The sequence below is a fragment of the Aerococcus sanguinicola genome, from assembly GCF_008726925.1.
Taxonomy (GTDB): domain Bacteria; phylum Bacillota; class Bacilli; order Lactobacillales; family Aerococcaceae; genus Aerococcus.
The window spans coordinates 105,854-131,774 of the sequence record NZ_VYWO01000002.1 but is presented as its reverse complement, the minus strand read 5'-3'; the positions used below and the strand labels follow the sequence as shown (position 1 = coordinate 131,774).

The 25,921-nt window shown below is 45.7% G+C and carries 30 protein-coding genes and 1 pseudogene; 7 read left to right on the top strand and 24 right to left on the bottom strand.

What is annotated here, in order from left to right:
* Positions 1-184 precede the first annotated feature (184 nt).
* Together ilvD and F6I03_RS04945 are read left to right on the top strand one after the other, a co-directional pair.
* A complete protein-coding gene (gene ilvD / locus F6I03_RS04950; protein WP_070430234.1) occupies positions 185-1,888 on the top strand; it encodes a dihydroxy-acid dehydratase in 1,704 nt (567 codons plus the stop codon).
* A gap of 481 nt (positions 1,889-2,369) precedes the next feature.
* Positions 2,370-2,678 (top strand): antibiotic biosynthesis monooxygenase family protein, encoded by a 309-nt coding sequence (locus F6I03_RS04945; RefSeq protein ID WP_070430235.1) that lies wholly within the window; start codon positions 2,370-2,372, stop codon positions 2,676-2,678.
* 514 nt (positions 2,679-3,192) lie between these two features.
* Here the strand turns inward: F6I03_RS04945 and treC are convergent.
* The 6 genes from treC to F6I03_RS04915 form a co-directional block, all read right to left on the bottom strand.
* The gene (gene treC / locus F6I03_RS04940) at positions 3,193-4,857 is read right to left on the bottom strand and encodes an alpha,alpha-phosphotrehalase (RefSeq protein WP_191622023.1); all 1,665 of its coding nucleotides are present in this window, start codon (positions 4,855-4,857) and stop codon (positions 3,193-3,195) included.
* An 18-nt stretch (positions 4,858-4,875) separates the two neighbouring features.
* The gene (gene treP, locus F6I03_RS04935) at positions 4,876-6,846 is read right to left on the bottom strand and encodes a PTS system trehalose-specific EIIBC component (protein ID WP_070430237.1); all 1,971 of its coding nucleotides are present in this window, start codon (positions 6,844-6,846) and stop codon (positions 4,876-4,878) included.
* A 503-nt stretch (positions 6,847-7,349) separates the two neighbouring features.
* Positions 7,350-8,693 carry an MATE family efflux transporter gene (locus tag F6I03_RS04930; protein ID WP_070430238.1) on the bottom strand — a complete coding sequence of 448 codons (1,344 nt, stop codon included), beginning with the start codon at positions 8,691-8,693 and terminating at the stop codon, positions 7,350-7,352.
* A gap of 191 nt (positions 8,694-8,884) precedes the next feature.
* Positions 8,885-9,175, bottom strand: coding sequence for a bacteriocin immunity protein (locus F6I03_RS04925; RefSeq protein ID WP_070430239.1), 291 nt, complete (start codon positions 9,173-9,175; stop codon positions 8,885-8,887).
* Positions 9,176-9,455: 280 nt separating this feature from the next.
* Positions 9,456-10,010: a hypothetical protein gene (locus tag F6I03_RS04920; protein ID WP_070430240.1), complete on the bottom strand. Its 555-nt coding sequence runs from the start codon at positions 10,008-10,010 to the stop codon at positions 9,456-9,458.
* Between the two features lie 615 nt (positions 10,011-10,625).
* Complete coding sequence (locus F6I03_RS04915) at positions 10,626-11,045, bottom strand: DUF4430 domain-containing protein (RefSeq protein WP_070430201.1); 420 nt, start codon at positions 11,043-11,045, stop codon at positions 10,626-10,628.
* Between the two features lie 151 nt (positions 11,046-11,196).
* Here F6I03_RS04915 and F6I03_RS04910 point away from each other — a divergent pair, with 151 nt between their 5' ends.
* Both F6I03_RS04910 and F6I03_RS04905 read left to right on the top strand, forming a co-directional pair.
* Positions 11,197-12,084: a formylglycine-generating enzyme family protein gene (locus F6I03_RS04910; protein ID WP_210386134.1), complete on the top strand. Its 888-nt coding sequence runs from the start codon at positions 11,197-11,199 to the stop codon at positions 12,082-12,084.
* Between the two features lie 13 nt (positions 12,085-12,097).
* Positions 12,098-12,880 carry a sulfite exporter TauE/SafE family protein gene (locus F6I03_RS04905; protein ID WP_070430202.1) on the top strand — a complete coding sequence of 261 codons (783 nt, stop codon included), beginning with the start codon at positions 12,098-12,100 and terminating at the stop codon, positions 12,878-12,880.
* 232 nt (positions 12,881-13,112) lie between these two features.
* On the opposite strand, the gene F6I03_RS04900 is transcribed toward F6I03_RS04905, so the two are convergent.
* The 13 genes and pseudogenes from F6I03_RS04900 to F6I03_RS04850 all read right to left on the bottom strand — a co-directional run bounded on the left by F6I03_RS04900 (position 13,113) and on the right by F6I03_RS04850 (position 20,435).
* Positions 13,113-13,802 carry a DUF3800 domain-containing protein gene (locus F6I03_RS04900; protein ID WP_070430203.1) on the bottom strand — a complete coding sequence of 230 codons (690 nt, stop codon included), beginning with the start codon at positions 13,800-13,802 and terminating at the stop codon, positions 13,113-13,115.
* Between the two features lie 10 nt (positions 13,803-13,812).
* A complete protein-coding gene (locus tag F6I03_RS04895) occupies positions 13,813-14,727 on the bottom strand; it encodes a class I SAM-dependent methyltransferase (RefSeq protein WP_070430204.1) in 915 nt (304 codons plus the stop codon).
* Between the two features lie 164 nt (positions 14,728-14,891).
* A complete protein-coding gene (locus F6I03_RS09770) occupies positions 14,892-15,056 on the bottom strand; it encodes a hypothetical protein (RefSeq protein ID WP_168160450.1) in 165 nt (54 codons plus the stop codon).
* 23 nt (positions 15,057-15,079) lie between these two features.
* Complete coding sequence (locus F6I03_RS09765; protein ID WP_168160451.1) at positions 15,080-15,241, bottom strand: hypothetical protein; 162 nt, start codon at positions 15,239-15,241, stop codon at positions 15,080-15,082.
* A gap of 24 nt (positions 15,242-15,265) precedes the next feature.
* The gene (locus F6I03_RS04890; protein WP_070430205.1) at positions 15,266-15,469 is read right to left on the bottom strand and encodes a hypothetical protein; all 204 of its coding nucleotides are present in this window, start codon (positions 15,467-15,469) and stop codon (positions 15,266-15,268) included.
* Positions 15,470-15,515: 46 nt separating this feature from the next.
* Positions 15,516-15,800: a hypothetical protein gene (locus F6I03_RS04885; RefSeq protein ID WP_070430206.1), complete on the bottom strand. Its 285-nt coding sequence runs from the start codon at positions 15,798-15,800 to the stop codon at positions 15,516-15,518.
* 61 nt (positions 15,801-15,861) lie between these two features.
* Positions 15,862-17,223, bottom strand: coding sequence for an oligosaccharide flippase family protein (locus F6I03_RS04880; RefSeq protein WP_070430207.1), 1,362 nt, complete (start codon positions 17,221-17,223; stop codon positions 15,862-15,864).
* A gap of 160 nt (positions 17,224-17,383) precedes the next feature.
* A complete protein-coding gene (locus F6I03_RS04875; protein WP_141737823.1) occupies positions 17,384-17,524 on the bottom strand; it encodes a bacteriocin in 141 nt (46 codons plus the stop codon).
* A 53-nt stretch (positions 17,525-17,577) separates the two neighbouring features.
* Positions 17,578-17,790: a hypothetical protein gene (locus tag F6I03_RS04870; RefSeq protein WP_070430208.1), complete on the bottom strand. Its 213-nt coding sequence runs from the start codon at positions 17,788-17,790 to the stop codon at positions 17,578-17,580.
* A 19-nt stretch (positions 17,791-17,809) separates the two neighbouring features.
* A complete protein-coding gene (locus F6I03_RS04865) occupies positions 17,810-17,968 on the bottom strand; it encodes a bacteriocin (protein WP_141737824.1) in 159 nt (52 codons plus the stop codon).
* An 18-nt stretch (positions 17,969-17,986) separates the two neighbouring features.
* A complete protein-coding gene (locus F6I03_RS04860) occupies positions 17,987-18,178 on the bottom strand; it encodes a hypothetical protein (protein ID WP_070430209.1) in 192 nt (63 codons plus the stop codon).
* Between the two features lie 187 nt (positions 18,179-18,365).
* Positions 18,366-18,905 (bottom strand): annotated as a pseudogene (locus F6I03_RS04855) (ATP-binding cassette domain-containing protein); the annotation flags it as partial.
* Positions 18,906-18,920: 15 nt separating this feature from the next.
* Positions 18,921-20,435 carry an ABC transporter transmembrane domain-containing protein gene (locus F6I03_RS04850; protein WP_070430211.1) on the bottom strand — a complete coding sequence of 505 codons (1,515 nt, stop codon included), beginning with the start codon at positions 20,433-20,435 and terminating at the stop codon, positions 18,921-18,923.
* Between the two features lie 907 nt (positions 20,436-21,342).
* On the opposite strand from F6I03_RS04850, the gene F6I03_RS04845 reads away from it, so the two are divergent.
* Together F6I03_RS04845 and F6I03_RS04840 are read left to right on the top strand one after the other, a co-directional pair.
* The gene (locus F6I03_RS04845) at positions 21,343-22,086 is read left to right on the top strand and encodes a GHKL domain-containing protein (RefSeq protein WP_070430212.1); all 744 of its coding nucleotides are present in this window, start codon (positions 21,343-21,345) and stop codon (positions 22,084-22,086) included.
* Between the two features lie 14 nt (positions 22,087-22,100).
* Positions 22,101-22,856 carry a LytR/AlgR family response regulator transcription factor gene (locus F6I03_RS04840; RefSeq protein WP_070430213.1) on the top strand — a complete coding sequence of 252 codons (756 nt, stop codon included), beginning with the start codon at positions 22,101-22,103 and terminating at the stop codon, positions 22,854-22,856.
* A gap of 45 nt (positions 22,857-22,901) precedes the next feature.
* Here F6I03_RS04840 and F6I03_RS04835 read toward each other — a convergent pair whose 3' ends face one another.
* Positions 22,902-23,591 (bottom strand): ABC transporter permease, encoded by a 690-nt coding sequence (locus tag F6I03_RS04835; protein WP_070430214.1) that lies wholly within the window; start codon positions 23,589-23,591, stop codon positions 22,902-22,904.
* Positions 23,584-24,411, bottom strand: coding sequence for an ABC transporter ATP-binding protein (locus F6I03_RS04830; RefSeq protein ID WP_070430241.1), 828 nt, complete (start codon positions 24,409-24,411; stop codon positions 23,584-23,586). The genes F6I03_RS04835 and F6I03_RS04830 overlap by 8 nt, the downstream gene beginning before the upstream one ends.
* A gap of 358 nt (positions 24,412-24,769) precedes the next feature.
* On the opposite strand from F6I03_RS04830, the gene F6I03_RS04825 reads away from it, so the two are divergent.
* A complete protein-coding gene (locus F6I03_RS04825; RefSeq protein ID WP_070430215.1) occupies positions 24,770-25,048 on the top strand; it encodes a DUF2089 family protein in 279 nt (92 codons plus the stop codon).
* A 137-nt stretch (positions 25,049-25,185) separates the two neighbouring features.
* Here the strand turns inward: F6I03_RS04825 and F6I03_RS09920 are convergent, their stop codons facing one another.
* The 3 genes from F6I03_RS09920 to F6I03_RS09755 all read right to left on the bottom strand — a co-directional run bounded on the left by F6I03_RS09920 (position 25,186) and on the right by F6I03_RS09755 (position 25,876).
* On the bottom strand, positions 25,186-25,317 hold the full coding sequence (locus F6I03_RS09920; RefSeq protein ID WP_256365957.1) for a hypothetical protein: 132 nt from the start codon (positions 25,315-25,317) through the stop codon (positions 25,186-25,188).
* 196 nt (positions 25,318-25,513) lie between these two features.
* Positions 25,514-25,690 (bottom strand): hypothetical protein, encoded by a 177-nt coding sequence (locus F6I03_RS09760; protein WP_168160452.1) that lies wholly within the window; start codon positions 25,688-25,690, stop codon positions 25,514-25,516.
* 15 nt (positions 25,691-25,705) lie between these two features.
* Positions 25,706-25,876, bottom strand: coding sequence for a hypothetical protein (locus tag F6I03_RS09755; RefSeq protein ID WP_168160453.1), 171 nt, complete (start codon positions 25,874-25,876; stop codon positions 25,706-25,708).
* Positions 25,877-25,921 lie beyond the last annotated feature (45 nt).

Here is a 25,921-nt window from a genome sequence, read left to right as displayed (position 1 = left end):
AGCTTAAGTATAGGAAGTTCCCTGGTCTCAAGCTTGGCTAGATTAGAATTATTTTTAATGAGTCAATGAATATAAGATGAGATAATCATTAGATTGTTTTGCTTTTAGTTTAACTTTGTGCTATTATTTTTAATAACTTATAATGATTCATAATATTCACATTACTAAGATAGGAAGTGTCATGATGGCAGATCAAGAAAAAGATTATCGGATCCAAAGTCAAGTCTACGATCCGGATGTACGAATGCCGAACCGTGCCATGATGCGTGCGGTGGGTTTAACAGATGAAACCTTCAAGAAACCTAAGATTGGGGTAGCTAATACCGAGAGCGATATCACCCCTTGTAACATGCATATGGGGGACCTGGCGGATGAAACCATCCAAGCCATCAAAGACTATGGCTACCACCCCTTCGAATTCCACACCATTACAGTCTCTGACGGGATCTCTATGGGGACCCAGGGGATGCGGTTTTCCCTGCCTTCCCGGGACCTCATCGCTGACTCAATCGAAACCGTGGTCAATGGCGAAAATATGGACGGCGTCGTAGCCTTCGGGGGTTGCGATAAGAATATCCCTGGCTGTTTGATTGGGATCGCTAATGCCGGCCTACCTGCTGTCTTCGTTTATGGCGGGACTATTTTGCCGGGCCAAGACCGTGAAGGCAAGGATATTGACATTGTGTCTGCCTTCGAAGCTGTGGGTCAATATGCCGCGGGAACGATCGAATACGACCGCTTCCGTGACGTGGAATTAAACGCCTGCCCTGGCGCCGGGTCCTGCGGGGGGATGTATACCGCTAACACCATGGCCTCAGCCGCCGAAGCCCTCGGGATGTCCCTACCTGGCAGCTCCAGCCACCCCGCCGTCAGCCAAGAAAAGCATGACGACTCCCGGGCAGCTGGTGAAGCCGTTTGCAAGCTCATCGAAAAACGGATCTATCCTAAAGATATCATGACCAAGGAAGCCTTCGAGAATGCGATCACACTGGTTATGGCCCTGGGTGGGTCAACCAATGCCATCCTCCACTTACTGGCCATTGCCCATGCAGTGGAAGTGGACGTGACCCTGGAAGACTTCGAACGGATCCAGAAGAAGGTGCCTCACTTAGCTGACCTCAAACCTTCTGGCCGTTACGTCTTCAATGACCTCTATAAAGTTGGCGGCGTACCAGCCGTGATGAAATACTTGTTAGAAGAAGGCTACCTCCACGGTGACTGCCTGACAGTTACCGGTAAGACCCTAGCGGAAAACCTTGCCGAAATGCCAGGATTGAGCGAAGGCCAAGACGTGATCATGCCCCTCTCTGCACCTAAGCGTGAAGACGGTCCGCTGATCATCTTGCGCGGGAACTTAGCCGAAAAGGGCTGCGTATCCAAGCTCTCTGGGCTCAAGGTCATGCACCACTCCGGTCCAGCCCGGGTCTTCGACAATGAAGACGATGCCGTTGCTGCAGCTACCCGACAAGAAATTGTCCCAGGCGACGTGGTCATTGTCCGCTATGTCGGTCCTAAAGGTGGCCCTGGTATGCCGGAAATGCTCTCCCTGTCCTCTATTCTAGTAGGTGAAGGTCTGGGTGAATCTGTTGCCCTCCTGACCGACGGCCGCTTCTCAGGCGGTTCCCATGGTCTGGTTATCGGCCACATCGCCCCTGAAGCCATTGTTGGCGGCACCATCGCCCTGGTTGAAGAAGGCGACACGGTCACCATCGATGTCCCCAGCCGGTCCATTGTCCTCGAAGTCAGTGAGGAAGAATTGGCCAAACGTCGAGAAAAACTGGTCCTTCCAGAATTGCTCAAGAAGGGCGCCCTCGGTAAGTATGCCCATAACGTTACCTCTGCTGACCGCGGAGCCGTTACCGACTACGTCAACCGGGATGAAGACTAAGTGCATGTGATTTTTATGGTGCTGATGAGTATCCATTCCGCACTAGAAATCAAAAAATAATGGTTCTCCAATTTTTACTATTGGTAACTAGTAACCCAAAAATTCAACACTAGTTATTGTTGAGCAGTAGTGGAGCGTTGAAGTTGACCCTTAGCCATGAACAAGCAAGTGAAGCGAATTACGGCTCGTAGGCGGATAGCCGTACGAGCCGTTTAAGTCTCACTAGGTGAGGGACCTTGGCCCGAACCGGTGCCATGGCTCTTTAAGGGACAAATTCAAAAGCGCAACGGATGCTCACTATCACAATTTATTAAGAACCAAATAATGAAGACCCAGCCTTGTTAAGCGTTTGGGTCTTTTTATTATGCAATCAGTCATTTAGCGCTGAATTGACAGAAAACAAGCCAACTTGAGCGTAACTTTTGTTATCGAGCCTGTTTCTTGTTATCCTTGAAGTAGATTAAATAGAGGAGGATGCTAAATGTTTGTTATTTTACAAAAAATTACTACTGAAGCAGAACACACTGAAGATGTGATCAAGAAATTAGGCGACCGTGAAATCATTACCGAACAAGATGGTTTCGTCGATATGTCTGTTCTCAAAGGCGAAGAACAAGAAGACGGCAAGGATGTCATCTTCGTCATCGGCCGCTGGGAAAACAAAGACGCCTGGGCAGCCTGGGAAGCATCCGACAAACGTGACCAACCCAACGATCCAGGCAAGTCAGAAATTGTCTCCATGACTGCAGGCAAATTTGATAGCCAAGTCATCTTAGAAGGCAAGAAATAAGCTTTAAATTTCAAAATAAAAAGACGAGCTCCTTTGTTGGGGCTCGTCTTTTTGCTTCCTTAATGATTAATCCAGACCGCTAATGATATCGGATAGGCTTCTCACTTGGCTTTGGATTGCAAAACAAGACCGTCTATTTGCACACAGTCTCTGATGGCAAATAAAAAAATCGCGCGCCCTCACACCCTGTAGTCGGGTTCGAGGATGCAGAAAGGGCTCCTCTTCATAAAAGACCGTCGAAGCTCTCTGAGCTTCTCCGTTCTTTTATTCCAGAGGTCCCTTTCTCCCGCATCCCCTCACACCCTTTAACATCAAAAAAAGCGATGCAAGTTGGCTCTGGGCGTTCTTGCTCGCTTAATTTCCCGTAGTGCTAGCGCATAATCGCTAGCTGTGCCAGTTGGAACAACTGACATGCTCCGCTTGGTCGGTGCCAAGCCATTTGTTTAACTTAACTATAGTATATCAGCTTATGAGGAGGCCGTCAACACTTTTTTAGGTTTTTCTAAAAAAATATTTAGCTCTCCTTCTTTTGGCGGAAAGCGACGGTTTCGTAAGGGGCGAGGTCTAACTGGTCTGAGAGTTCCGTCAAGGGGCCATTGCCTATGACCTTCTTGGCCCCCTCCTGCCAGCCTAGCTCGCTGAGATCCAGGATCACAGGGTCTCCATAGAAATTAGACAGCACCAAGAGCTCCTGGTCCCCATAGCTGCGGCGGTAGGCCATGACTTGGGGGTGGTCGAGGAAGAGGCCCTCGTAGTCGCCCTGGCTAATTAGCGGCTCTGCCTTCCGAAGCTGGATTAAGTCTTGGTAATAGGCAAAAATACGCTGGCTTAACTCCGACTGGGCATTCACCTGGTCATGGTTGGCATTAACGGCTAGCCAGGGCGTCCCTGTCGTGAATCCTGCCTGGTCACCAGCATCCCATTGCATAGGCGTCCGGCCATTATCCCGCGACTTGTCTTGGACAATGGCCAGGGCTTCGCCTGCTGTCTTCCCTGATTCGATCAAAGTCTGATAGGCATTGTGGGTCTCTACATCCTGGTAGCTTTCAATCGACTGGAAGTTGGCATTGGTCATCCCAAGTTCCTCCCCTTGGTAAATATAGGGCGTCCCCCGCATCAGCTGAATGGTCTGAGCGAGCATGGTCGCCGATTCATAAGGGTAGGCCTCAGGGTCACCGAAACGACTGAGCTGGCGAGGTTGATCGTGGTTACTCAAGAAGAGGGCATTCCACCCGCCTCCATCCGCCATGCCTTCCTGCCAGTCATTGAGGATCCGCTTCAATTCTAAGAAGTCAAAGTCAGCCTGGGCCCATTTCTCACCCTCAGGATAGTCCACCTTGAGATGGTGGAAGTTGAAGATCATATCCAACTCATCACGGTCAGGATTGGTATACTTGACCCCTTCTGCAATGGAGGTCGAAGACATTTCCCCCACCGTCACCGTGTCGTTCCTTTGCCCAAAGCTGGCCTGGTTCAATTCACGGACCCAGTCGTGGACACGGGGCGTATCGGTATAGAGGGCCTTCTCCTGGCTGCCCCCATCCCCCGGTCCATCCACTAGAACCGGATCCTTGCCGATCACATTGAGGACATCGAAGCGGAAGCCTCGGACCCCCTTGGCCAACCAGAAATTACAAACCGCCTGGCAGGCTTGGCGGACGGCAGGATTATGCCAATTCAAGTCGGCTTGACTCACATCATAGAGATGGAGGTAGTACAGGCCCGTCTCGCCAAAAGCTTCCCAGGCTGGTCCACCAAACTTAGACTGCCAGTTGGTCGGTAGGCTCCCATCGGCCTTGGGCTCGCGGAGGATATAGTAGTCTTGGTAGGTCGGATCACCCGCCAAGGCCCGCTGGAAGTAGTCGTGGTCAGTCGAGGTATGGTTGAAGACCATGTCCATCATAATCCCCATACCGCGCCGGTCCGCTTCCTGAACCAGGTCCTCAAAATCTCCCATCGTCCCAAAACGGGGATCGATGGCCCGGTAGTCACTCACATCATAGCCATTATCATTCTGGGGTGAAGGGTAGATGGGACTCAGCCAAAGCATATCCACCCCCAATTCGGCCAAATAATCTAAGCGTCGGATAATCCCACGCAAGTCCCCGAAGCCGTCCCCATCACTATCCTGGAAAGACTTGGGATAGATCTGGTAAACCGTCATCTCACGAAAATTCATCAGAAGAACTCCTTTCGCTTACTTAATTAGATAACCTACACGCTGGCCGGCTTGGTCCACCTGGTCAAAGTCAAAGTCCAGGGACTCATATTGGTCAGCTTCTGTGAAAACAACTACGATATCCGTCCCCTTGCCTGCTTCCCGAATAGCTTCCAGGTCCATTTCGGCCAATTCCGTTCCAATATCAACCGCCTGTCCGGTCGGAACCTTAATCGTAAAGGGTCCCCCCTCCAAGTCCACCGTATCCAGACCCATATGGATGAGGATTTCAACACCTGCATCGCTTTCTAGACCAATCGCATGCTTGGTGGGAAAGACGCTGGTTACTTTGCCGGCGACGGGAGAAACGACCCGACCATCCGCAGGTTCCACCGCAAAACCATCCCCCATCATCTTCTGGGAGAAAACCTCGTCATCGACTGCCGTAATGGCTTTGACCTTGCCATTGGCTACACTCGCTAGCGTCTCTTTGGACGTTTCTGCTTGGGCAGAGGCAGGTGCAGTTCGTGGCTCAGCCTCTTGGTCCGTTGCTTCCTGGTGTTCGGTCGTCTCTTTTTGCCCCTGGCCATCCTTAACCAAGAAGCCGGTCTTCCTAAAGAGAATGGTCAGAAGGAAAGGCACGACTAAGGCAACCAGCATGGCTAGGAAGAACCAAGGCATGGAAGGCACCTGGATAACTAAGAAACCTGGCAGGCCACCAATCCCAATTGAATTGGCCGTTACCTTGGTCGCTGTGGATAGGAGCCCCGCCAAGGCAGACCCGATCATCCCCGCTACTAAGGGGTACATGTATTTAAGGTTAATCCCGAAGAGGGCCGGTTCCGTCACCCCCAGATAAGCCGAGATAGCGGCCGGAATGGTAACCTGGGACTCCTCTTCATCATGACGGGTCATCCACCATACGGCTAGGACCGCCGAACCCTGGGCAATATTCGAGAGGGCGATCATCGGCCAGAGCCCTGTTCCTTGATAGTCTGCAATCAACTGGGCATCCACCGCATTGGACATATGGTGGAGGCCCGTCACAACCAGCGGCGCATAGAGGGCACCAAAAACTGCGCCAAAGAGCCAGCTCAGACTAGAGGTCAACCCGGCATAGACAATGGACCCAATCCAGGTCCCTATCCGCCAGCCTACTGGTCCGAGAACCGTATGGGCCAAAATAATACTAGGGAAAAGCGCCAAGAAAGGCACCAGAATCATCGACAGGTATTCCGGCACATGCTTCCTAAAGAAGCGCTCCAAGTAACCCAGGGTCAAGCCTGCAAACAGAGCCGGCAAGACCTGGCCCTGGTAGCCAATCTTATCCAAAGTAAAGAAACCGAAGTCCCAAATGGGCACCTCGCCATTGAGAATAGCTGCCGGCGCGTCATAGGCATTGAGCAACTGGCCAGAAACCAGGGTAATCCCTAAGATGATCCCCAGAATCTGGGTACCCCCCATCTTCTTCACCACTGACCAGGTAATTCCTACTGGCAAGAAGTGGAAGATTGCTTCAGAAGGCAGCCAGAGAAAGTCATTCAGCCCCGCCCAAAACGTCGAAGCTTCCACTAGGGTCTGCCCACCCAGCATGTCTAAGGGAATCCCACTCAATAAGTTCCTAAAGCCTAAGATCAAACCTCCGACAATGAAGGCTGGAATAATCGGTGCAAAAACCTCCGCCATAAAGGCTAGGCCCCGCTGGAAGGCTGACTGGTTGCCCTTGGCCTGGGCTTTCACCTGGTCCTTACTCGTTCCTTCCAAACCCGATACCGCTTCAAATTCCTGGTAGAAATCCGACACCTTGTTGCCAATAATCACCTGGAATTGCCCCGCCTGGGTAAAGGTCCCCTTCACCGAAGGCAAGCTTTCGATCCGGTCAACATCCGCCTTACCCGGGTCCTCCAAGGCAAAGCGCATCCGTGTCGCGCAGTGAGTCACCGCCGCCACATTCTCCTGACCACCAATTGCCTCCAGCAAGGCGGCCGCATCTTCTTTAAAATCTGCCATCATGTCTCCTCCATTTCTCTCGTGTGTTTCACACCCATTATACCCAAAGAAAACCCTTCCACCAAGAAAAGAAACCCATAATAAAAGAAGCTGAGACAAAAGTCCCGGCTTCTTTACAAAATACAAGCTATTCTTTAAAAACCTGCTCCAAAAGTCAGCCCGGACTTTTGGAGCACTCTCTGGGTGAATGTTGGATAAGAGCAGCTGAAGCCGCCTGGGCAGCCTAGACTGAGAGCCCCTGAGTGAAAATTGACTGCATCCTCTCACACCCTTTAGTCAGGTTCAGGCTGGCAGAAAGGGCTCCTCTTCGCAAAGATCCGCCGAAGACCTTCAGTCTTCTCTGGCTCTTTGCTCCAGAGGTCTATTTCTCCCGCCAGCCTTCACACCCTTTTTAGTCGGGTTCGACTTGGCAGAAGCTTCTCCACTTCACACGAACGAAACGTGCAAGCATGGCTTGCCCTTTTTCGTTCGTGCTCCAGTGGTAAGCTTCTAAACGCCAAGTCTCACACCCTTCTTCTTAACCGGCGGAAGATTTTGATGCTCTGTTCACCGGTTAGGCGGCGGTAGTAATAGATGATCAGGGCAATGGAGATGAGGGCTGTGCTGGCTTCTACTGCGGTCATGGTCAGCCAAACGCCAGTTAGGTCCCAAATTCGGCTCATCACTAAGAGATACGGCACGATCAAGACCAGACCCCGTAAGAGGGAGACGACCATGGACGAGCGCGGTGCGTTGACGGCTACTGCGTAATAGATGACAAAGAAATTCACAGCGGTCAGCGGATAAGATAAGAAATAGAGTCGCAGTCCAGAACTTGCCATAGCGGCTAGGGCTGGATCTGCCTGGCTGTTAAAGATGCTGACGAGAGGATCCGCTCCCACTTGGCCAATAACTAAGCAGAGCCCACCGAATACCAGGTAGGTCACTAGGGCCAGACGGAAGACAGCCTGAACACTGCAATCATCACGCGCGCCATAGAACTGGCTGACCAAGGGTTGGAAGCCCTGACCAATCCCAGTTAGGATGGCGATAATGATGATGTTCAAGTTCGCGATAATAGCATAGGCCGTTACCCCCAGGTCGCCTGCTAGGCTCAATAAGACCTGGTTGAAGGCAAACATGACCACAGCCGAGGAGAATTCATTCATAAAGGAAGATAAGCCGTTCGCTACAACAGACACCAGGTCGCGCCATTGGAAGTGGAAGCGACGAAACTTCAACTGGCTCTCTTCCCGGCGCAGGTGGCCGACTGCTAAGACCAAAGAGAGAATCGGCGAGAAGCAAGTCGCCAGAGCGGCCCCTGCCAAGCCCCATTGGAGAGGGAAGATAAAGATATAATCGAGCACAATATTAGCTAATCCCCCTGCCAAGAAGGCGATGCTGGCTAAGCGAGGCGCGCCATCATTACGCAGGAAGGACACCATGACAAAGTTCAAGATAAAGGCCGGGGTAAAGAGGGTATAGACCGCAAAATAATCTCTGGCCCAATGGTAAAGCTCTCCCGAGGCCCCCAAAGCTTGAAGCACAGGATCGCGGAAGAAGAAACAGACAGCTACAATGAAGAGACTCACTAAAGCGGCCACCAGAGCGGTCAAAGAAAAGAGCTCCTGGGCCCGTCGCACCTGGCCGCGTGACCGCTGAATGGTAAAGAGGGTCGCTCCCCCTACCCCAAACATCCAACCCAAGCCTGAAATCACATGGACTACAGGCAAGACCAGGTTCAAGGCTGCAATACCATGCCCCCCAATTCCCTGAGCAATGAAGAAGGTATCCGCCAAGACAAAGAGCGAATACCCAACCATACTCAAAGTAGCGAAACTCACATAACGCACAAAATTCTTTAGCATTTGATCCGTCTCCTTTCTCCGTATAAAAAGCACCCCATTTTTATGTCGCTTAGCTAGACATAAAAATAAAGTGCTTCAGCAAGCAAAGTGCGCTGCTATCTAAGTCTTCCCTAGACCCAACCTATATTAAAGAAGATTCCCCCATAAATCAAGGCTTAAAGGAGATTTTCTTCATTTTTTACACAATGCCATCAATAACCATAACGAATCTGAGACAGGGCAGATAATTCCTTCAAGAGGGCTTCCTGGTCCTCCGCTATGACCTGCCCGTCTGCCCGCAAAGCCTTGGACAAGTCCAGATTCAACCGGGTCAGGATATAAGGGGTCGAGGTTCCACTCTCCTGAAATTCTACTAGATAATCGGCGAGCACCTGCTTGAGGGCAGCTTGTGCCGGCGTTAATTTGGGTTCAATCGCTTGGATCAATTCAATGGCTCGTTTGCGGCGGTCCTTGCCTCCTGCATACCATTTCAAGGCTACCATAAGCGCCACCTCCTCAATTAATTACAGTGATTATACACCTGACTTACTGGAAAAACAAAAAAGCTGGAAGCATATTGGCCTCCAGCTTTATTGAGACTTATGTCATTCAAATTGGCTTTGCAGTGACAGAAGTTTCTGCTCACCCTATAGTCGGGCTCACACCCTGTAGTCGGGTTCGAGGATGCAGAAAGGACTCCTCTTCGCAAAAGTCCGTCGAAGGCTTTCAGCCTTCTCTGGCCTTTTACTCCAGAGGTCCCTTTCTCCCGCATCCTCTCACACCCTATTCATCTTTTTCGCTATCTCCGCTGGCTTCCTTGTCTGATTCTGCTTGGCCTTCTGAACTTTGGTCTTGTTCTTGGCTTTCAGGAGCGGACAAGCCTTCAAAGAAGGGACGACCTAGGTCTAAGAAGTTCCCCCGACGGAAGCTTGGGAAGAAGTTATTGAATTCTTGGTTGAAGCGTTGGTGCATTTGGTTGAAGCGGTCCATCATCGCATCGTATTGGGCTTGGTTTTCTTCGGTCACATCAACCCAACCGGTATCTTGACCATTCACATTCACCCGCATCTTCCGACTCACTTGGGGTTGACTCGTTGAAGCTTGACGAGGTGAGCTTCCTTCACTCGCCTTGACGCTGTAATTGGCAACATCCTTGTCTTCTAAGTCCTTCACATCAACTTGGAAGCGGGCACCCTTATCTTTCAGGAAGTCTAATTTTTCTTGGTCCGAAAGGTTGGCATAGCGGATAAAATCATCTTCATTCAATTCAGCAACCAAGGTCCCTTGACCAAATTTTTCACTATTCACATCAGCAGTTACTGTATAACGTTTCATCATTAATCACCTTTCTTCATCATCTCGAGGGATCCTTTCCCTCTTCACTTACTATTATATCAAATTGGTCAGAAAAGGTCAATGATTATTGGTCAAAAAAAGTCAGATTTTTAAATCCAGCGGGTGAAGACACAAACAAAGGCTTATCTGTGGCTTGACGAGAGCCAATCCTCAAACAGAGTCCGAGCTTGTGGCTTGCTGGCCTAGCCCTTACTTCCTCCCATAATAAAAAGGAATTTCCTCACGACAGAGGGAATTCCTTTTTTATGTGTATTATATATTATTCTTTCTCTATTTTTAAATATTGATAACTAGTAATTATAGAATAGCTTTTGCATCAGCTATTTTTGAGCAGTAGTGGAGCTTTGAAGTTGGTCCTTAGCCATGAACAAGTAAGCGATGTGAATTAGGGATAGTAGGCGGCAGCCGTACTATCCCTTTGAAGCTCGCTAGGTGAGGGACCCTGGCCCGAACCGGTGCTGCTTTAGCCGTAGGAGCAAAGCGACGTACGGATAAAGTACGAGACGGCACTAGCCGTCCTCGAACTACTAACCATTCAAGGACCAAATTCAAAAGCGGAACGAATGCTCGCCAACACAATCTGTAATAAGCATTTCCCTAAGCAGCTTCCGATTCAGATCCGGTCTCTATTTTTTCGAGCTTAAACTCAACGTTGTCGCCTGCTTGAAGATCTGTCTGGTCTGCTCCCTTAGGTGCCATTTCACCATTCACATAGTACATCCAGAACACTTTGTTTCCTTCGTCCTGGCTGACATCATTGATAGATGTCACAAAGCCCTTGTCCTCTTCCACATCGAAGTTAGCCTTCAAGACATCCATCACCTTGTCACCCTCTTGGAAGCTTACCTGCTTAGTTTCCGCTTCACCTTCTAAGGGTTGAACCGTAATGGTCGCTTCTTGTTTGGCTTGTTCCTCGGTCTGGGCCGTGCTTTGGTCAGCTGCCTTGTCGTCGGCCGGTTGTTGGCAGGCACCGAGCAGGGCCACCGATGTCAGTAATAAGAGCCATTGTTTCTTCATGATAAATCCTCCTTGAATTCTAATACTATTACTTTAAGCGATTTCAGCACTGAGGTCAATCTTTTCTCGTCTTTTAAGCCTTAGAAAAAGCTTAGCCCTTAAAATATGTTATAGTTAGATTAGATACTTATCATGATAAAGGAGGACCTCCATGTCTTATGAACTGATTTCAATTAAGGGTGGCACTTTCCGCATGGGGAGTGACCAGAAGAGCTGTGGTTTCGACCGCGACCAGGAAGGCCCGAGTATAGAAGTCGACGTCGAAGATTTCGCTATCGGCGCCCAAACGGTAACCAACCAGGACTTCCAAGCCTTCTTCCTGGACACAGCCTATGTCACGGATGCTGAACGTTACGGCTCGTCCAATGTCTTCTTCCTGCTCATCGATGAAAACAAGCGCGCCCAATACCCGCTGACTGCTGGAACGGACTGGTGGCATGAGGTGCCGGGAGCTTCCTGGCGGCAACCAGAAGGCCCAGGCTCGACTCTAGAAGGGCGGATGGACCACCCTGTCGTCCATGTCTCCCATAACGATGCCCTGGCCTACTGCCAGTGGGCCGGCCTCCGCTTGCCGACTGAAGCCGAGTGGGAATACGCTGCCCAAGCTGGCCACCGGGATGGACGAACCTATCCCTGGGGCAATGACTTAGAGGCTGAGGGCAAGCACTGGGCTAATGTCTGGCAGGGCGACTTCCCCAATGAGAACACAGCAGCGGACGGCTATGTCGGCACAGCCCCGGCTAAGGCTTACGCCCCCAACGATTACGGTCTCTACCAGATGATTGGCAATGTCTGGGAGTGGTGCAGCAATCCGGGACGTATTCCGCTGACCCAGTTCCAGGACAAGACCGCTGAAGACTGGTCCCGGGCCTATTCAGGCTATGACCAGACCACCGACTTTGCCCTGAGAGGCGGGTCCTTCCTCTGCCACCATTCCTATTGCCAACGCTACCGGATTGCTGGCCGTAATGCCAACAATGCCCTCTCCAGCACCTCTAACACAGGTTTCCGCTGTGCCCAATCCCGCACATCCATTTAGAAAGAAGGTTGTTATGCTTTATCTGCTTTATTTCTTAGTTATCCTCTTCGCCAATACCGTCGGAGCTGTTTCCGGCATGGGGGGCGGCGTCATTATCAAGCCTGCCCTAGATGCGATTGGCGCCCATCCCCTGAATGTGATTGGCTTCTTCTCTAGCGCCGCAGTCTTCACCATGTCCATCGTGTCCATTATCAAACAAGTGCGCGGTGGCTTCCAAATCTCCTGGCAGCGCCTCTTCGCCATCGCCTTGGGGTCCATTATCGGGGGACGCTTAGGGGACACCATCTTCAATATCCTCATGTCCCTCTACAACAACCCCGACAAGGTCCAACTCATTCAAATTATTATCACCGTGATCACCCTGGGCCTCTCCATCTGGTACACCTATGACCCTGAGCGCAAGCAGCTCCGGTTGGGCGGACTCTTCAGCTTCTTCCTTGCCTCCCTCGGGCTAGGTATCCTCTCGACCCTGCTCGGAATTGGTGGCGGGCCGATGAACGTAGCCCTCTTCATTGCCCTCTTCGGCGCTTCCACCAAGCAGGCCACCGTCTACTCCATCATCACCATCTTCTTCTCCCAGCTCTCCAAACTCACCAGCATCATCCTGGCCGGCAGTGTCGCTGCAGAATCCACCAGCTTCCTCCTCGTCATCCTCCCCGCTGCCGTAATCGGGGGCTATGTCGGTTCTGCCCTCAACCAGCGCATGACTAACAAAGCCGTCAACCGGACCTATCTCATCATCACGGCCTCTGTCATCCTCCTCAATATCGTCAACGGCGTCTTACTCTTCCTATAAAAGCAAAATCTCCCAAAAGCCAGCGCATTCTACTGGTTTTGGGAGATTTTTGTTTATTTTTTCAAGTTTTCTACCAGTCAGTCAAGCCTGAACGCAACTGCTCACACCCTGGTCTAGTCGGGTTCGGTCGCGCAGAAGTGGCTCCTCTTCACAAAATCCCTACGAAGTCTTTCAGACTTCTTCGGTTTTTTGCTCCAGAGGTCCACTTCTACCCGCGCTCTCTCACACCCTGTTATTTAAATAAACTCAATTCACTCTTGCCTTGGGGGAAGAAGCGCTTCTTGCCGATCCGGCAGAGGGCGAGGAGGTCCTCGTTATCAGGATTGGACTTGCCATGGGCCTCGCTACGACAGACCCGGAAGACGGTATTGGCGAAGATATCGGCCACTTGAATCATGTTCTCATCCTGGGAATCCTTGTACTCCACATGGACATCGTGGAGCCAGCGCTTCTCGATGGTCATAATGATCTGCAGGTATTCCTCCAGTGAATTCAAGGAACGCAGGGCCTGGTTGCGGTTATCGATCATCATCTGCAAGTTTTCCTTCTCGTTTTGGCGGTGGCCCGCAATCTCCTTGATCGCCAGCCCGACAAAATAATTGAAGGTCAAAGACGGCTTGCGTAGGAGATTGGGGTAGACCTGGAAGTTATCGATCACCAAGTAGTGAAATACCGCATCCGTCTCCTCACGCAAGGCCTTGAAAATCTGAGCCTTCATCCCATCTGGCATATTAGACCCCTTAATCTCTTCATCCGCTGTCTTCTTGGACTGGGACTTATCCAGGTAGGACTGCTTGTTGCGGCGGAAGATCTCTGCCACGTGGTCAGGCCGGTCCGTCTGTACGAAGGCCATCACGAAGTAGCGGCCGTCGGGGTTCTTCTTGCGGTTAATCGAACCGGATTCGTCGACAAATAATTGCATCTCCTGCCTCCTAGTCCACGTCATTCTTCAGGTCAATCTGGATCGCATAAAGGTCGCCATGGAGGACAGCCTGTTGGTGGATGCCCTCGAGGAGGCGGAAGACTTCCTCCGCATTCCCGCGCAGGGTCACACAATCCTGAGCTTCTGACAAGTCATAGGGAATCCCAGACGCCTTAATCCGGTCCAGGAAGTAGGCCCGCTGCTGGGTCAGGTCCTGGTCTCCTGCCGCTTGGAGGGTCATCTTGGCTTGGACCCGGTCAGCCTTCTCGAAGAGGGCGCAGGCGAAGCTAGCGGGATAGTCCTCTTGCCCTAGCTCCATCTCTAAGTCTCGGCTAAGACTCGCTTCTTCCGTTGTTGGTGGGACAAAGAGCCCTTCTGCGGTATCGACAAGGTTGCTGGCATCCAAGCTAGTTAATTCAGCTAGGTCACGGAAATGCGCCCGACTGTAGATGGCCCCGCCCTTCATCGCATAGGCCTGGCCCCAGGCACCAGACTTGGTAATCGAGCCGAGTAAGATCTGACCACCTGGTTTGACCACCCGGCGGAATTCCTGGTAGAGGGCATCCAGGTCTTCCACGAATTCAATAGCCGTCATGGAGAGCACCGCATCGAATGAATGATCCTCAAAGGCCAAGTCCGCCATATCCATCCGCTGGAAATCAACCTCCAAATTCTCAGCTTGGACATTGGCTTCTGCCTGGTCCAACATGGCCTGGGAAACATCAATGCCAACCACCTCAGCCCCGTGCTTGGCCAACTTGATACTATAATTGCCCGTCCCACAGCCCGCGTCCAAGACCCGCATGCCTGGACGAACCGTCAATAAAGAAAAAGCCAGATCCGTCTCGACCTTATCGACAAATTCCCCCATCGGACTCTCGTACCAGCGATCATAGTCCTTCGCCTGATCATCAAAGATTGCCATCAAAACGCCTTCTTTCTTCCTATTATATATCGAATTAACTAAATCTATCATAGCGGAACCCCTACTAAGAATTCAAGCCAGACCATACAAGTTTAAAAGGAAAAATAAAAACCACAAGAAGCTCCCGGCTAGAGGAACTTCTTGTTTCTACTGTCTAAAGACACTTATTCAAAAGGACTGTATTGTTCATAGGCGTCATAACCCGCCTGATAAGCAGCTTGGTAGTCGTCAAAATTATTGTAGACATCTACACCAAAGGACAAGAGCTTTATAGCAACATAGACAAGCAATAGTTTTATGAGAAGTGACTTTCTTTCTTCGGCTTTCATCGAATCCCTCCTTCCCTTATCCTTTAGTCAAAAGGATTAGGCAGGTCATAAGCGGCATAACCCGCCTTATAAGCCGCTGAATAGTCTTCAAAATTCTGATAGAGGTCGACTGCCACACAGATGAAGGCCAAGACCGCTAAAACCACCATAAATTTAGCTAAGGGGGTCATTTTTCTCTCTTCCATGGCATCACTCCTAAATATTATCTTCTAACTGGCACGCCAACGTCTGTAACGAAGGCTAATCTCCAAAGTCAGGGCCACAAGCAAGATGAAATCCAAGACGGACTTGAGATCTTCCCAGTCAAGTAGGGGGTCGCTCTTGGAAAGATAGGACAATACAAGCTGAACCGTTAGAGCGGCTAGCCCTGCATCTATGATAATTCTTACTTGCTTCTTACGATCTTCAAGCATCTTAGCCACCAGCTCCTTAGCGATCACTCGTCTTGAGGTCAATCGCTTATAATGAGAGCCCCCATAAGTTGTTGCCTAATTGCTTGTGGTCTAGGACCTTGCGCCAAAGTTCCTTCTCCTCTACGGAAAAGTCCAGCTTTTCTGAGCTCTTGACAATCGGCGCCTTCTCTAAGAATTGTTGGATTTGACCGGTTAAGGCCACACCTTCTGCTTCTTTAACTTCAGCTAAACTTTCCCGAACAAAGCGTGTTGTCCGTGCCTCAGGATGGTTAGCTTCCAAACTTTCGACTAGGTGTTCTAAACTTTCAGTGAATGATTGTTTTAAATCCATAATTGATCGCCTCTTTCTACATTAAAATACCAATCTCTTATATATATTTCATTTATGTGGACTACTTCTTATCAAATAAAAATTTTAACAGTTTCTTTAGTTCCTCTTTCTTTATTATAAAAATCATTGAAATAAAGATTAAATATATTAATAATCCTTCTAAGGGAGAAAATTTGCTAGATAGAAAGAAAACAATAGCATGTGAACATAGTATCAACAAATCTGAAAGTGAAGTTCTTAAATATGTAAATTTAATAGTAGTCGTATATAAAAACCAAGCCATGTAGCAAATAGTTGTTGCACAAGCTATTGTTTGTAAGCTAGGCCAAATAAAATGAGAGGTTACGATAAATAGAAAAGCTATAATCGCATACAAAAGGCTGTCTCGAAGATAAATCTTTTCACTAGTTTTTGTTTTATATAAATTAGCAATTAACATCTTTGAGATCATAATATATGGGATAGCTATAAAAGTAATTGATAATAAATTTAAAGCGGAAATATATTTAGGCATTAAAAAGCGTACCATTATTTCCATGATAAAAAAGCTAATGCCGGATAGTATCCCTAGTAATAAACTAATTTTTTTTATCATATTCAATAAATATAAGTCGTCTTTTTTTGCTATGGTATTATAAAACACTATGCCAACCGCATTCGTTAATAATAAAATTAAATTTAACAAAGAATTTTGAAATCCATATTGGGCAAAAGTCTCGCTCGAATAGATATGACTCGCAATCAAACGACCTGCATTCCCAACAAAGGTTAATGATGCATTTGACACTAAAATGATACTACCTATTTTTAATAGCGATATTTGAGACTTTAAATTTATCCTTATTGCAATTGATCTCTTCCTGTAATAGTAGAATTCAAAGAATAAAGTTAAAAAAAAGAAAGAACACATATTTAACAAAATATAAATATAATATTTTTCAAATCTAAACAAGAAAATTGATAAAGACAATAATATGATATATAAAACACTTTTCAAGATATATCCCGTTGAATATATATTAAACTGTCCTGTCGCTTTTAAAAAATTTGCATGGTAATTATTGATAGCATCAAAAAAACTAGTCATACAAAAGAAAAGTAATAATATATCCTTTTTATAAATTGCAACAAGAGATGAAAATAGGAATACAGCGATTTGCATTATAATAACAAAGCTATGTTCTTCTTCTATTTCATTACTATTTAATTCAGCAATATTTTCTCCACCATATTTTATATAAATCCCATCATTATAGCCTAAATTCAACAAATAAGTGAAGCTCAAATACGTGACATATTCTTGATATAATCCGTACTCTTGTAGAGACAAAATAATTGGCAGCATAATGTTAATCAAAAAACTGGTGCCTAATCCTACAACTGTTGACAATGAAACATTGAAAATATCTTTTAAGACTTTCATTTTGCATCCCTTTTTTATTTATACAGCAGTAATTCGACTGAAGAAATAAAATATAGTTTGCGAGTCATAAAAATTGTTGGCAAAATGATTTAAATTTTGCCAACAAAACTTTCTTTAACCTATTTTAATTTTTTATATTGGATTTATTGTATAGCACAAATTACTTGCACTTTTTAGCCCAGTACATTTGGTCCTGAAAGCTTAGCTTTCCTGAAAGCAAAGCAAGGTTAAAAACAGCACAGTCAAGTTTCTTTCCGCCACCATTAACTTTCTTCAATTCTTCATTAGATAATTTTTTCATTTATGTAACCTCCTATACTATTACTATTAACATGAGATAAATTTACAGATTTTTTAGCTATTAGAACGTGATCTTCTGCGTCTAAATTGAAGATTAATTTCAAGCATAAAAGCTACTAGTACTATAAAAGTTAAGATGCTTTTATAATCTTCCCACACAAGAAGCGGATCACTTCCCGAAAGATAAGAAGTGACTATTTGAATAGTCAAAGCTACTAGTCCTGATTCAAAGATCAATTTTAGTTGTTTTTTTCGATCTTCAGGCATTATAGTAATCCTCCATTAATCATTTATTTCGTGTTTGTCTATATCCATCAATGATTTGATCACTATGTTCCCAGGCCTGTTGTCCCAAGTAAGCTAAACCTGATAAAATCAGTGATCCAACTCCCCCAGCTTGAATTTTTTTCAATTGCGTATTATTAATAATTTTTATATTTTTCATTCTTAAAACCCTTTCTATCTAATAATTACCTTTTGCAATTTCTCCTGTGCAATATCCTAGGTTTATCATTTCATTACTATCATTTATGGGATTGTCCATGCAATTTATATATCTCCCTCCTAACTTTCCGATACCTGTCCAAATATAGTCACTTGAACCTGCTTTTACATACTTTATTTCCTCTTCACTTAGGATATTAATATGTTTCATAAGAACCTCCTAAACTAACGAAAACAGAGCCAACTACTAAATTCACTCCACACATCCCCCCTTTTGTTACTTCTTCAATAACGTACTGGTAAATATAATAACTATAGATTTCCTATAATTTCAATTTCTACTCAACACAGTTAGTCAAATAAAATAAATTTAAAAAACGATCATCCTATTTGTCTTCTTAAACTGTATTATTTGACAATACAATACGCTGATCACATTGATTAATATTTGGCAGATGATGACCAATGAAGATAAAGGTTTCTTCTCTAGTCATTAAATCATTAATTATTTCTTTTTCCATTTCTGGATTTAGAGCACTTGTTGCTTCATCTAAGATATAGATATCACTTTGCCGTAATAAGGCTCGCGCCAAGGCCAGTCGCTGCTTCTGCCCACCGGATAGATTAGTTCCATTCTCTTCAATAAATGTGTGAAGACCTTGTGGTGCATCCTTTATACTTTCCCATAATTGAACAGTACGAAGAACATAATAAATTTCTTCTTTAGTAACTTTTTTGTCTAAACCAAAGACTAGATTATCATAGACGCTACCTGTTAATATAAAGGCATTTTGAGGAACGTAACTTATCCGATGACGTAATTGTTTTAGACTGAGATCATCAATAGAATAGTCTCCAAAATAAATCTCTCCTTCTGATCGATCATAGAAGGCTAACAACAGCTTAACCAGCGTCGATTTACCCGAACCACTTTTCCCAAGTAGTGCTACTTTCTACCCATAGGGGATACTAAAGCTAATATCCTCTAATACCATCTCCTCTGGACTATAAGAGAAGCCAAGCTGATCTACAATTATTCCTTCTCTGAGTTGAAGCGAAATTTCTTCATTACTTTGGTCTTCTTCATCAAGCAATTGGACTTCATCCAAACGTTCGTTAGCAACTTGTGCTGATTGAAGTTTCAGCTGCAGATTGATGATATTTTTTAAAGGTTCTGTGAAATAAACAATTAAAGCATGAAAACTAATAAACTGACCTAGACTGAGCCGACCTTGCAGGACGAAATAAGCACCGATTCCTAGCGTTCCTACCTGGTTACAGACATCTATAATATTCTTTAAAGCACTTTGATTATTCTCTAAACTTTGAGCCTTCTTGGATTTCTTCATGTAATCATTAAATCGGATCTTAAGTTCTTTGAGAGAGCTCTCTTCACTGGCTAATGCTTTAATCGTTTCAATTCCTGAGAGATTTTGAATAATTTCTGAATTCAAATGGGAGGCAGAGGCCATTTCCTCTTCTTTTGCTTGATCAAAGCGTCGATAATACTTATAGACAACCCATGCATAGAAGGGAAGAATCATTAAATTAATGCTAAACAATAAGGGGTGGTAGATAAAGAGAACCACACTGAGGCTGACTACAGTTAAAATATCTAAAATTAAGGTCAAACTTATACTTGCTAAAGCATCAATAATCCGATTAGCATCCAAGAAGCGAGACATAATATCCCCTACCTGACGCGTTTCAAAGAATTTAAGTGGGAGTTTCATTACATGATCTAAATAGTCTAACAGTAAGCCCTTGCTTAAATTCTGACCAAAGCGAATCAGTAATTTCTGTCTCAACCATGAAAAAGCTGCCCGCGCTAAAAATATCACAGCTAAAGCTAGCGTCACTAAAGCTAAAAGACGGTAATTATGACGAGGAATCAAATCATCAATTAAAACTTGGAAATAAAGAGAGGTTAGTACGCTAAACAGGATAATTCCAGCAGAATACAGGGTTATCGATATAATTGATCGTTTAGATTTCCATAGCAAAGGAATAAATTTTCGAAGACTGGAACCTTCTTCCTTAACCTCCTGATAATCCGCTCTTGGTTTGGGCACTAATAAGACGTTTGTCCACTTCTCAGCAAAGCTATCTATGCTTTCTTTATATGTGCCATGGGCTGGATCAGCAATAAGCAATTCAGAAGAGTCGAAGCCATAGACAACAACATAGTGTAGGGTCTGGCTCTCTGTAACCACATGAGCAATCGCTGGATAAGTCATTTCTGAATCTGTCCATACCTCATCGGTTGCCTCAATTGCTAGGCAATCGAAGCCCAAAGACTCTAAACAAGTTTTTAACCCATAAGCCGAAGTTCCATCTCTTTGGCTATTTGACATTTCTCTTAAGCGATAGAAAGGAAGCTGGCTGCCATAATGGTGGAGAATCATTGCTAAGCAAGCAATACCACAGTCTTTTTGTTCATGCTGCTTAATCCATTTAAATTTCTTCAATGCATCACCTCCAAGCTAACTTCATTTCAATCTTAGCATGAATCCGCTTTATTTTTTGGGCCTCATCATATCTGGTCGTTTTTTCATCATATCTGGTTTTTATACTCTCATTCTATGTTTTATATCAGTTTCACTAAGAAATCTACTTGACTAAACTTTATTTTTTGATTATTATAAATTAGATTTAAGTAAATGGAGGATTCACTATGATTTACAAAATTTTACAATCAGAGGATTTAAAAAATGTTCGAGGAGGAAAGTCTCATGACCAAAATAATCAATCTAGCCTTCTTTCTTGTTTCTTAAGTGCTTTTAAGAATTGTTAAAATGATTTGACTAGCATATGAATGTTTCAACAAGACTATTAACCATAAACCTAGTTATTTACTCAATTCTCTATTATCTAGTGCCTTGCTTCGTCATTAAGAGGAGCAGAGCAAGAATTAAGCTACTTCTCTTTATTTATATAGATATCGTAATCAGTGCATGGTCACTCGATACCTTCCGCTCACCCTTCCTTGCTCCTATAGTTAGCATCCCTTTGATGTACTTTCTATTTAAAGAACGAGGAAAGAAAAACCTAAATATCCTTAATTTTCTCCTAATCAATGATATTCTAGGTCGGGCAAGTAATTTGATTGGTCTCATTATCTCAATGAGAATCTTTCAGCTCGATGACTTACCGCTCTGTCTAATGCTTTGGTCTATAGAAGTTGTCATAGCTTGCTTAGTTATTGTAGTATCTAGGAAGTACGTAGAGCGTTTAAGGGATAAGCAATCAATCTTTTCTTCCCGCTTCACTAGCTATCTCTTACTCGGCTTAATCATTCTTTTCGAGTTCTCAGCATATTTATTTAGTAATCATATTTTTGATTATTCAATAATATTATTTGTCTTCCTCGTCTTCATGGTTCTTCAATGTCTAGTCGCCCTCCTCCTCACCTACCTCTACTACCGCCGGAAGATGGCGGACCAGGCAGCCCAGGCCCAGACCCTGCGCACGGAGGACCTGGCCCTCTACCTGGACCGGCTGGAGGACAACCGCAACAGTATTCGGAAGATCCGCCATGACCTCAACGATTTATTGACCCTCTCTCAATTGATGGTCCGCGACCAGGACTTCGACCACTTGACCGATTATCTGGATAAGTTATCCAGCTATGTCAAAGAAGAGATGCCCCAGGAGAGCCCATCCAACCTGGCCGACCTCCAGCAGATCGAAGACCAGGACTTGCGTTACCTTCTCATGTCCAAGCTCTTGGAGTGGGAGAAGGCGGGCATTCCCTATCATTTCGAGTGCCTCTACCCCCTCCATAACCTGCCGATTAACAGCTTCGACCTCCTGCGCTGCCTAGCTATCCTGCTCAACAATGCCAATGAAGGCCGGCAAGCAGCTGATCCAAGCACTGAGGAGACCATCGATATCCTCATGCTGGCAGATGATCAGGGCCTGGAGATCCAAGTGTCTAACCCGAGTCCATCCATTGATATCCAAGCAGCCAAGCAAGCCGGCTTTTCGACTAAGGAGGGCCACCGGGGACTGGGGCTGACCAACTTAGAAGAGATCCTCAGCGCCTATCCCAATGCCCTCCTCAACTTGAGCTACCAGGAGGGGCACTTCATGGCCCAGCTCTACCTGACCTATCTTTAGAAAGGAGGGGCACCATGCACCCTGTCTACCTCTTAGAGGATAATCCCAGCCAGCTTCAAGCCATCAAAGCTATTATGGAAGACTATCTCCTCTTCCACGACCAGCACTTCTACCTGGCTAAGGCCAGTTCCGCCCCCAAGGACATTGCAGCTTGCTTTCATGACCAGGCCAAGCAGCCGGGCCTCTACTTCCTCGATATTGAAATCGATGGTCAAGCAGAAGGCCTGACGCTGGCCCAAGAGATCAAGCGCTTAGATCCCTATGGCCGGATTGTCTTCATCACGGCCCATCCTAACTATGCCCCCCTCACTCTCAAAAACCATCTGGAACCCCTCGGCTATATCCACAAAGATAGCCTGGACAAGCTACGTTCAGAGATCTTCACCTGCTTCAAGCTCTTCTACCAGCGCCTCTATCCCGACCAGGAAACTAACCAGCCCCATCTTCAGCTTAAGTCGGGCTCGAAGACCTATCTGATCGAGCTCAAGGACCTCTTGAGCATCCAAACCACCCAGAAGCCCCATATCCTAGAGTTCACCACCCGGTCCAGCACCCTGCAGAGCTATGGGGCGCTCAAAGATTTCGACCAGCTCCCAGGCTTCTTCCGGCTCTCCCAATCCGCCTTGGTCAACCTGGACTGGATCGACCAAGTCTCCCCCCTCAAGCGCCGGGTAACCCTAAGCAACGGCCAGGTCTTCCCCTTCTCCCGTAAGTACAAGGCGGCCCTCAACCAGGCCTTGACTGAGCGGGAGACAGCTTCTAATAGCTAGATACATAAAAACTCCGTCACATGAATGATAGTGACGGAGTTTTTCTTAGGCCTTAACCACACGTTGATACAGGAAGTGACTAATTCCTAGAAAAGCAAGCAGCCAGGCCAGGGAGATCCAGAATGAACTGGTCTGCCAGATTGACTCAAAGTCTTCTAGGAAGTAGCTAATAAATAAAGATAAGAAACTAAAATGGGCGACATCGGCCACGGTCTCATTAATAAAAGCTAGCAGGGGCAGGGCCATAATCACGAGGATGAGAAGGACAGCGACAGCCTGGGCTTCATTCACCGACCGACAAGCCAAATTAATGATGAGATAGAGTAAGGAGAGGATAATTCCTGTTAGAATGGTCACAACAAAATAAGCTAGCGAATAGTCTGCCCCCAGGAAGAAGGGAATCAAGACTAAGCCAAGCAGGGTCAGAGTGACCGGGAAGAAGAGGAAACTGAATAGGTAGGCAGGCCCCGAAACATTGGATAACTTCAATTCTTTAAGGTTATGCTTCTCTTTCTCTTCGCTAATGACAGGGATAATCAATTGACCGAGGCTGATACTATAGAGCAAGGGCAGGATCATAAAGAGCTTGTAGTCTGAGCTGATTTGGTCGCTGTCAAATATCATTTGGTAAAAGAGCACAAAAAGATAGGGTGCGACCACGGCGATTAAATACTGAAAATTCGTTTGGTAAATCTTTAGTCGCAATTTTAAGAGTATCTGACTTTGTCTAAGCATTGAGCGCCTCCCCCGTTAACATCATAAAAATATCTTCTAAGTTCGGTTCCTGTGAATGGATGGTCTGGACCTGGGCCCAGTCCTTGAATTGGGCCAAAGCCTCAAATTCAAGGCGCTCCTCATGCCCATCTTCAAAGTTAAGGATTACCCAGCGGTCCTTATGGTATTTATGGATCAGTTCCTTGGGAGCTCCTGATTCAATCATCCGCCCCTCATGGATAATCACTACTTGGTCAGCTAACTTACTAGCTTCAGCCATATCATGGGTGGTTAAGAAGATAGTTACCCCCTTGGCCTTCAATTGACCGAGGATGCGATGGATGGCCTGGGTAGTCCTAGGATCCAAGCCACTTGTCGGTTCGTCTAAGAACAGAATCTCCGGCGTCTTCACCAAGGCCCGGGCCAAGAACATCCGTTGCCGCATCCCTGTGGAGAGATTCTTAGCCTTGGTTGACCGGTCATCGTACAAGCCAATCTCTCGCAGTAAGTCATCTAGGCCAGCTTGAGGGAAGTCATAGAGCTTGGCATAGAGTAGGAGGTTATCATAAAGCGAAAGCTGCTCATAATACCCATTGTTATCCGAGACAATCCCCATCTTGGCTTGGTCCTGGGCCTGAAGTTCAGTCCCTTTCGTATTCATGATTTCAAACTTCCCAGCACTCGCTTCTTCCTGGCCAGTTAGCAAGCGAATGGTAGTCGTCTTCCCGGAACCCGATGGCCCCAAAAAAGCAAAAATTTGCCCCCGGCCCACTTCAAAGCTTAACTGGTCAACAGCTGTTTTATCCTGGTAAACTTTGCTTAAATTCTCTGTTTTAATCATAGTTTGCACAAATTCTAGTCCTCCTACTTGATCATTCTTTAATAAGTGTTAACAGCACTAGGTCACCTATAATAAGAGTTAAGTCCCTATTGCCCCCTCTCCATCCTAGTCGTCCTTTTTTCTTCCTTCATGATAGGCAACAGCACATAATAATAGAACCGCAATTAATAAATAGAGCTCCACAACTTCACACCTCCCTTATGGTTGAACTTACTTAACTTAACATAGGCTAGCAAGCGCCCACAAGCTTCCACTTAAAAAAGTCATAATATAACTTTTTTTGCCATTTTATGACTTTTTCTGGCAAGTAAATCTAAATTATGATAGCATATGTTTATATTTAAACAAGGGGGGTACTATGTATTGGTTCCATTATCTAACGATCGAGGAGAGAAAATTTCTCAAAATATTTATTCTGAGCGCTGGTTCGATTAAGAAAACTTCTAAGGCATACTATCAATCCTATAAGAAGACGCGCAAGATGCTGGATCAAATCATTCAGAAGATTCACTATTTCGAAACGGAAGACTATGACTACCTGGTGATGGAATTGAAAGACCTCCATCAGGCAGAGGATATCTCAGATACTGTTCTCCGTCGACTCTTAGATGTTCATCAAAAATATAATTGTTCATAAAAGAACGCCGTCACTTGCCATTCTCGAATGCTGTGATGGCGTTTTTAAAATAAAAAAGTCCCTAGCTAGGAGGGACTTTCGGAAAATATTTTTCTAATTCGCCATTCACCTTTATGATCCATATGAGTGGATAGGCTCTAGAGTGAATTAAATCCTGCTTCTAAACCTGCCACAATTGCATCCAAGTTGGAGAAGATGGCAAAGGCAAAAATTAAAAATATTACAGCAAGTACGGCACTTAGTAAGAAATCTTTTTCTTTAACTGTCATGTTTTGCTCCTTTCATTAGAGTCTTACTAGAGGGATTAGTTTGTTCATAGAATTCATAGGCTAACAAATAACTTAGAGGGACTAATCATTCATTCTTTTATCCTAATACATCTCTAAATACACCTCTAAGCTATAAACTATACCTCAATAAAATAGATAGTTTGATATCTTTTATAATTTAATTATTTTTTATAAATTAAGGATATACAGGTTGAATAGGGCAGAATTTTCGACCACTTTTATAACAATTATTTGTCGTCTGTAAGTTATTATATCTTAACTTTTCTCCTTTTATTAAGAACTTACTTCCTCGGTAATAAAGATTGCCACCCTTAGTTTCTTTTAAAACATTTTTTTCTAGTTTCTTAATCATAATCATTATTCCTTTCTAAATACTATTCCATCCGTCTTTTAATCCTCTTTTTATATGATGTCTATTGTCATAAACATTCTTTCCGATGCGATATAAATATCCACCAAATTCTAAGTAATTTTTCCCGCCTTTAATATTCTTTAGCTTTTCTTTTCCTAAAATTCTCTTAGTATAATTTTGATCCATCATTAATCTTCCTTTCTAATCTATACCTTTTTAAGGTTTTTTATT

Coding starts and splice junctions, on each gene's coding strand:
- ilvD (WP_070430234.1), top strand. CDS start 185: ATGGCAGATCAAGAAAAAGATTATCGGATCCAAAGTCAAGTCTACGAT.
- F6I03_RS04945 (WP_070430235.1), top strand. CDS start 2,370: ATGTTTGTTATTTTACAAAAAATTACTACTGAAGCAGAACACACTGAA.
- treC (WP_191622023.1), bottom strand. CDS start 4,857: ATGAATTTTCGTGAGATGACGGTTTACCAGATCTATCCCAAGTCTTTC.
- treP (WP_070430237.1), bottom strand. CDS start 6,846: ATGGCAGATTTTAAAGAAGATGCGGCCGCCTTGCTGGAGGCAATTGGT.
- F6I03_RS04930 (WP_070430238.1), bottom strand. CDS start 8,693: ATGCTAAAGAATTTTGTGCGTTATGTGAGTTTCGCTACTTTGAGTATG.
- F6I03_RS04925 (WP_070430239.1), bottom strand. CDS start 9,175: ATGGTAGCCTTGAAATGGTATGCAGGAGGCAAGGACCGCCGCAAACGA.
- F6I03_RS04920 (WP_070430240.1), bottom strand. CDS start 10,010: ATGATGAAACGTTATACAGTAACTGCTGATGTGAATAGTGAAAAATTT.
- F6I03_RS04915 (WP_070430201.1), bottom strand. CDS start 11,045: ATGAAGAAACAATGGCTCTTATTACTGACATCGGTGGCCCTGCTCGGT.
- F6I03_RS04910 (WP_210386134.1), top strand. CDS start 11,197: ATGTCTTATGAACTGATTTCAATTAAGGGTGGCACTTTCCGCATGGGG.
- F6I03_RS04905 (WP_070430202.1), top strand. CDS start 12,098: ATGCTTTATCTGCTTTATTTCTTAGTTATCCTCTTCGCCAATACCGTC.
- F6I03_RS04900 (WP_070430203.1), bottom strand. CDS start 13,802: ATGCAATTATTTGTCGACGAATCCGGTTCGATTAACCGCAAGAAGAAC.
- F6I03_RS04895 (WP_070430204.1), bottom strand. CDS start 14,727: ATGGCAATCTTTGATGATCAGGCGAAGGACTATGATCGCTGGTACGAG.
- F6I03_RS09770 (WP_168160450.1), bottom strand. CDS start 15,056: ATGAAAGCCGAAGAAAGAAAGTCACTTCTCATAAAACTATTGCTTGTC.
- F6I03_RS09765 (WP_168160451.1), bottom strand. CDS start 15,241: ATGGAAGAGAGAAAAATGACCCCCTTAGCTAAATTTATGGTGGTTTTA.
- F6I03_RS04890 (WP_070430205.1), bottom strand. CDS start 15,469: ATGCTTGAAGATCGTAAGAAGCAAGTAAGAATTATCATAGATGCAGGG.
- F6I03_RS04885 (WP_070430206.1), bottom strand. CDS start 15,800: ATGGATTTAAAACAATCATTCACTGAAAGTTTAGAACACCTAGTCGAA.
- F6I03_RS04880 (WP_070430207.1), bottom strand. CDS start 17,223: ATGAAAGTCTTAAAAGATATTTTCAATGTTTCATTGTCAACAGTTGTA.
- F6I03_RS04875 (WP_141737823.1), bottom strand. CDS start 17,524: ATGAAAAAATTATCTAATGAAGAATTGAAGAAAGTTAATGGTGGCGGA.
- F6I03_RS04870 (WP_070430208.1), bottom strand. CDS start 17,790: ATGCCTGAAGATCGAAAAAAACAACTAAAATTGATCTTTGAATCAGGA.
- F6I03_RS04865 (WP_141737824.1), bottom strand. CDS start 17,968: ATGAAAAATATAAAAATTATTAATAATACGCAATTGAAAAAAATTCAA.
- F6I03_RS04860 (WP_070430209.1), bottom strand. CDS start 18,178: ATGAAACATATTAATATCCTAAGTGAAGAGGAAATAAAGTATGTAAAA.
- F6I03_RS04845 (WP_070430212.1), top strand. CDS start 21,343: ATGGTTCTTCAATGTCTAGTCGCCCTCCTCCTCACCTACCTCTACTAC.
- F6I03_RS04840 (WP_070430213.1), top strand. CDS start 22,101: ATGCACCCTGTCTACCTCTTAGAGGATAATCCCAGCCAGCTTCAAGCC.
- F6I03_RS04835 (WP_070430214.1), bottom strand. CDS start 23,591: ATGCTTAGACAAAGTCAGATACTCTTAAAATTGCGACTAAAGATTTAC.
- F6I03_RS04830 (WP_070430241.1), bottom strand. CDS start 24,411: ATGATTAAAACAGAGAATTTAAGCAAAGTTTACCAGGATAAAACAGCT.
- F6I03_RS04825 (WP_070430215.1), top strand. CDS start 24,770: ATGTATTGGTTCCATTATCTAACGATCGAGGAGAGAAAATTTCTCAAA.
- F6I03_RS09920 (WP_256365957.1), bottom strand. CDS start 25,317: ATGACAGTTAAAGAAAAAGATTTCTTACTAAGTGCCGTACTTGCTGTA.
- F6I03_RS09760 (WP_168160452.1), bottom strand. CDS start 25,690: ATGATTAAGAAACTAGAAAAAAATGTTTTAAAAGAAACTAAGGGTGGC.
- F6I03_RS09755 (WP_168160453.1), bottom strand. CDS start 25,876: ATGGATCAAAATTATACTAAGAGAATTTTAGGAAAAGAAAAGCTAAAG.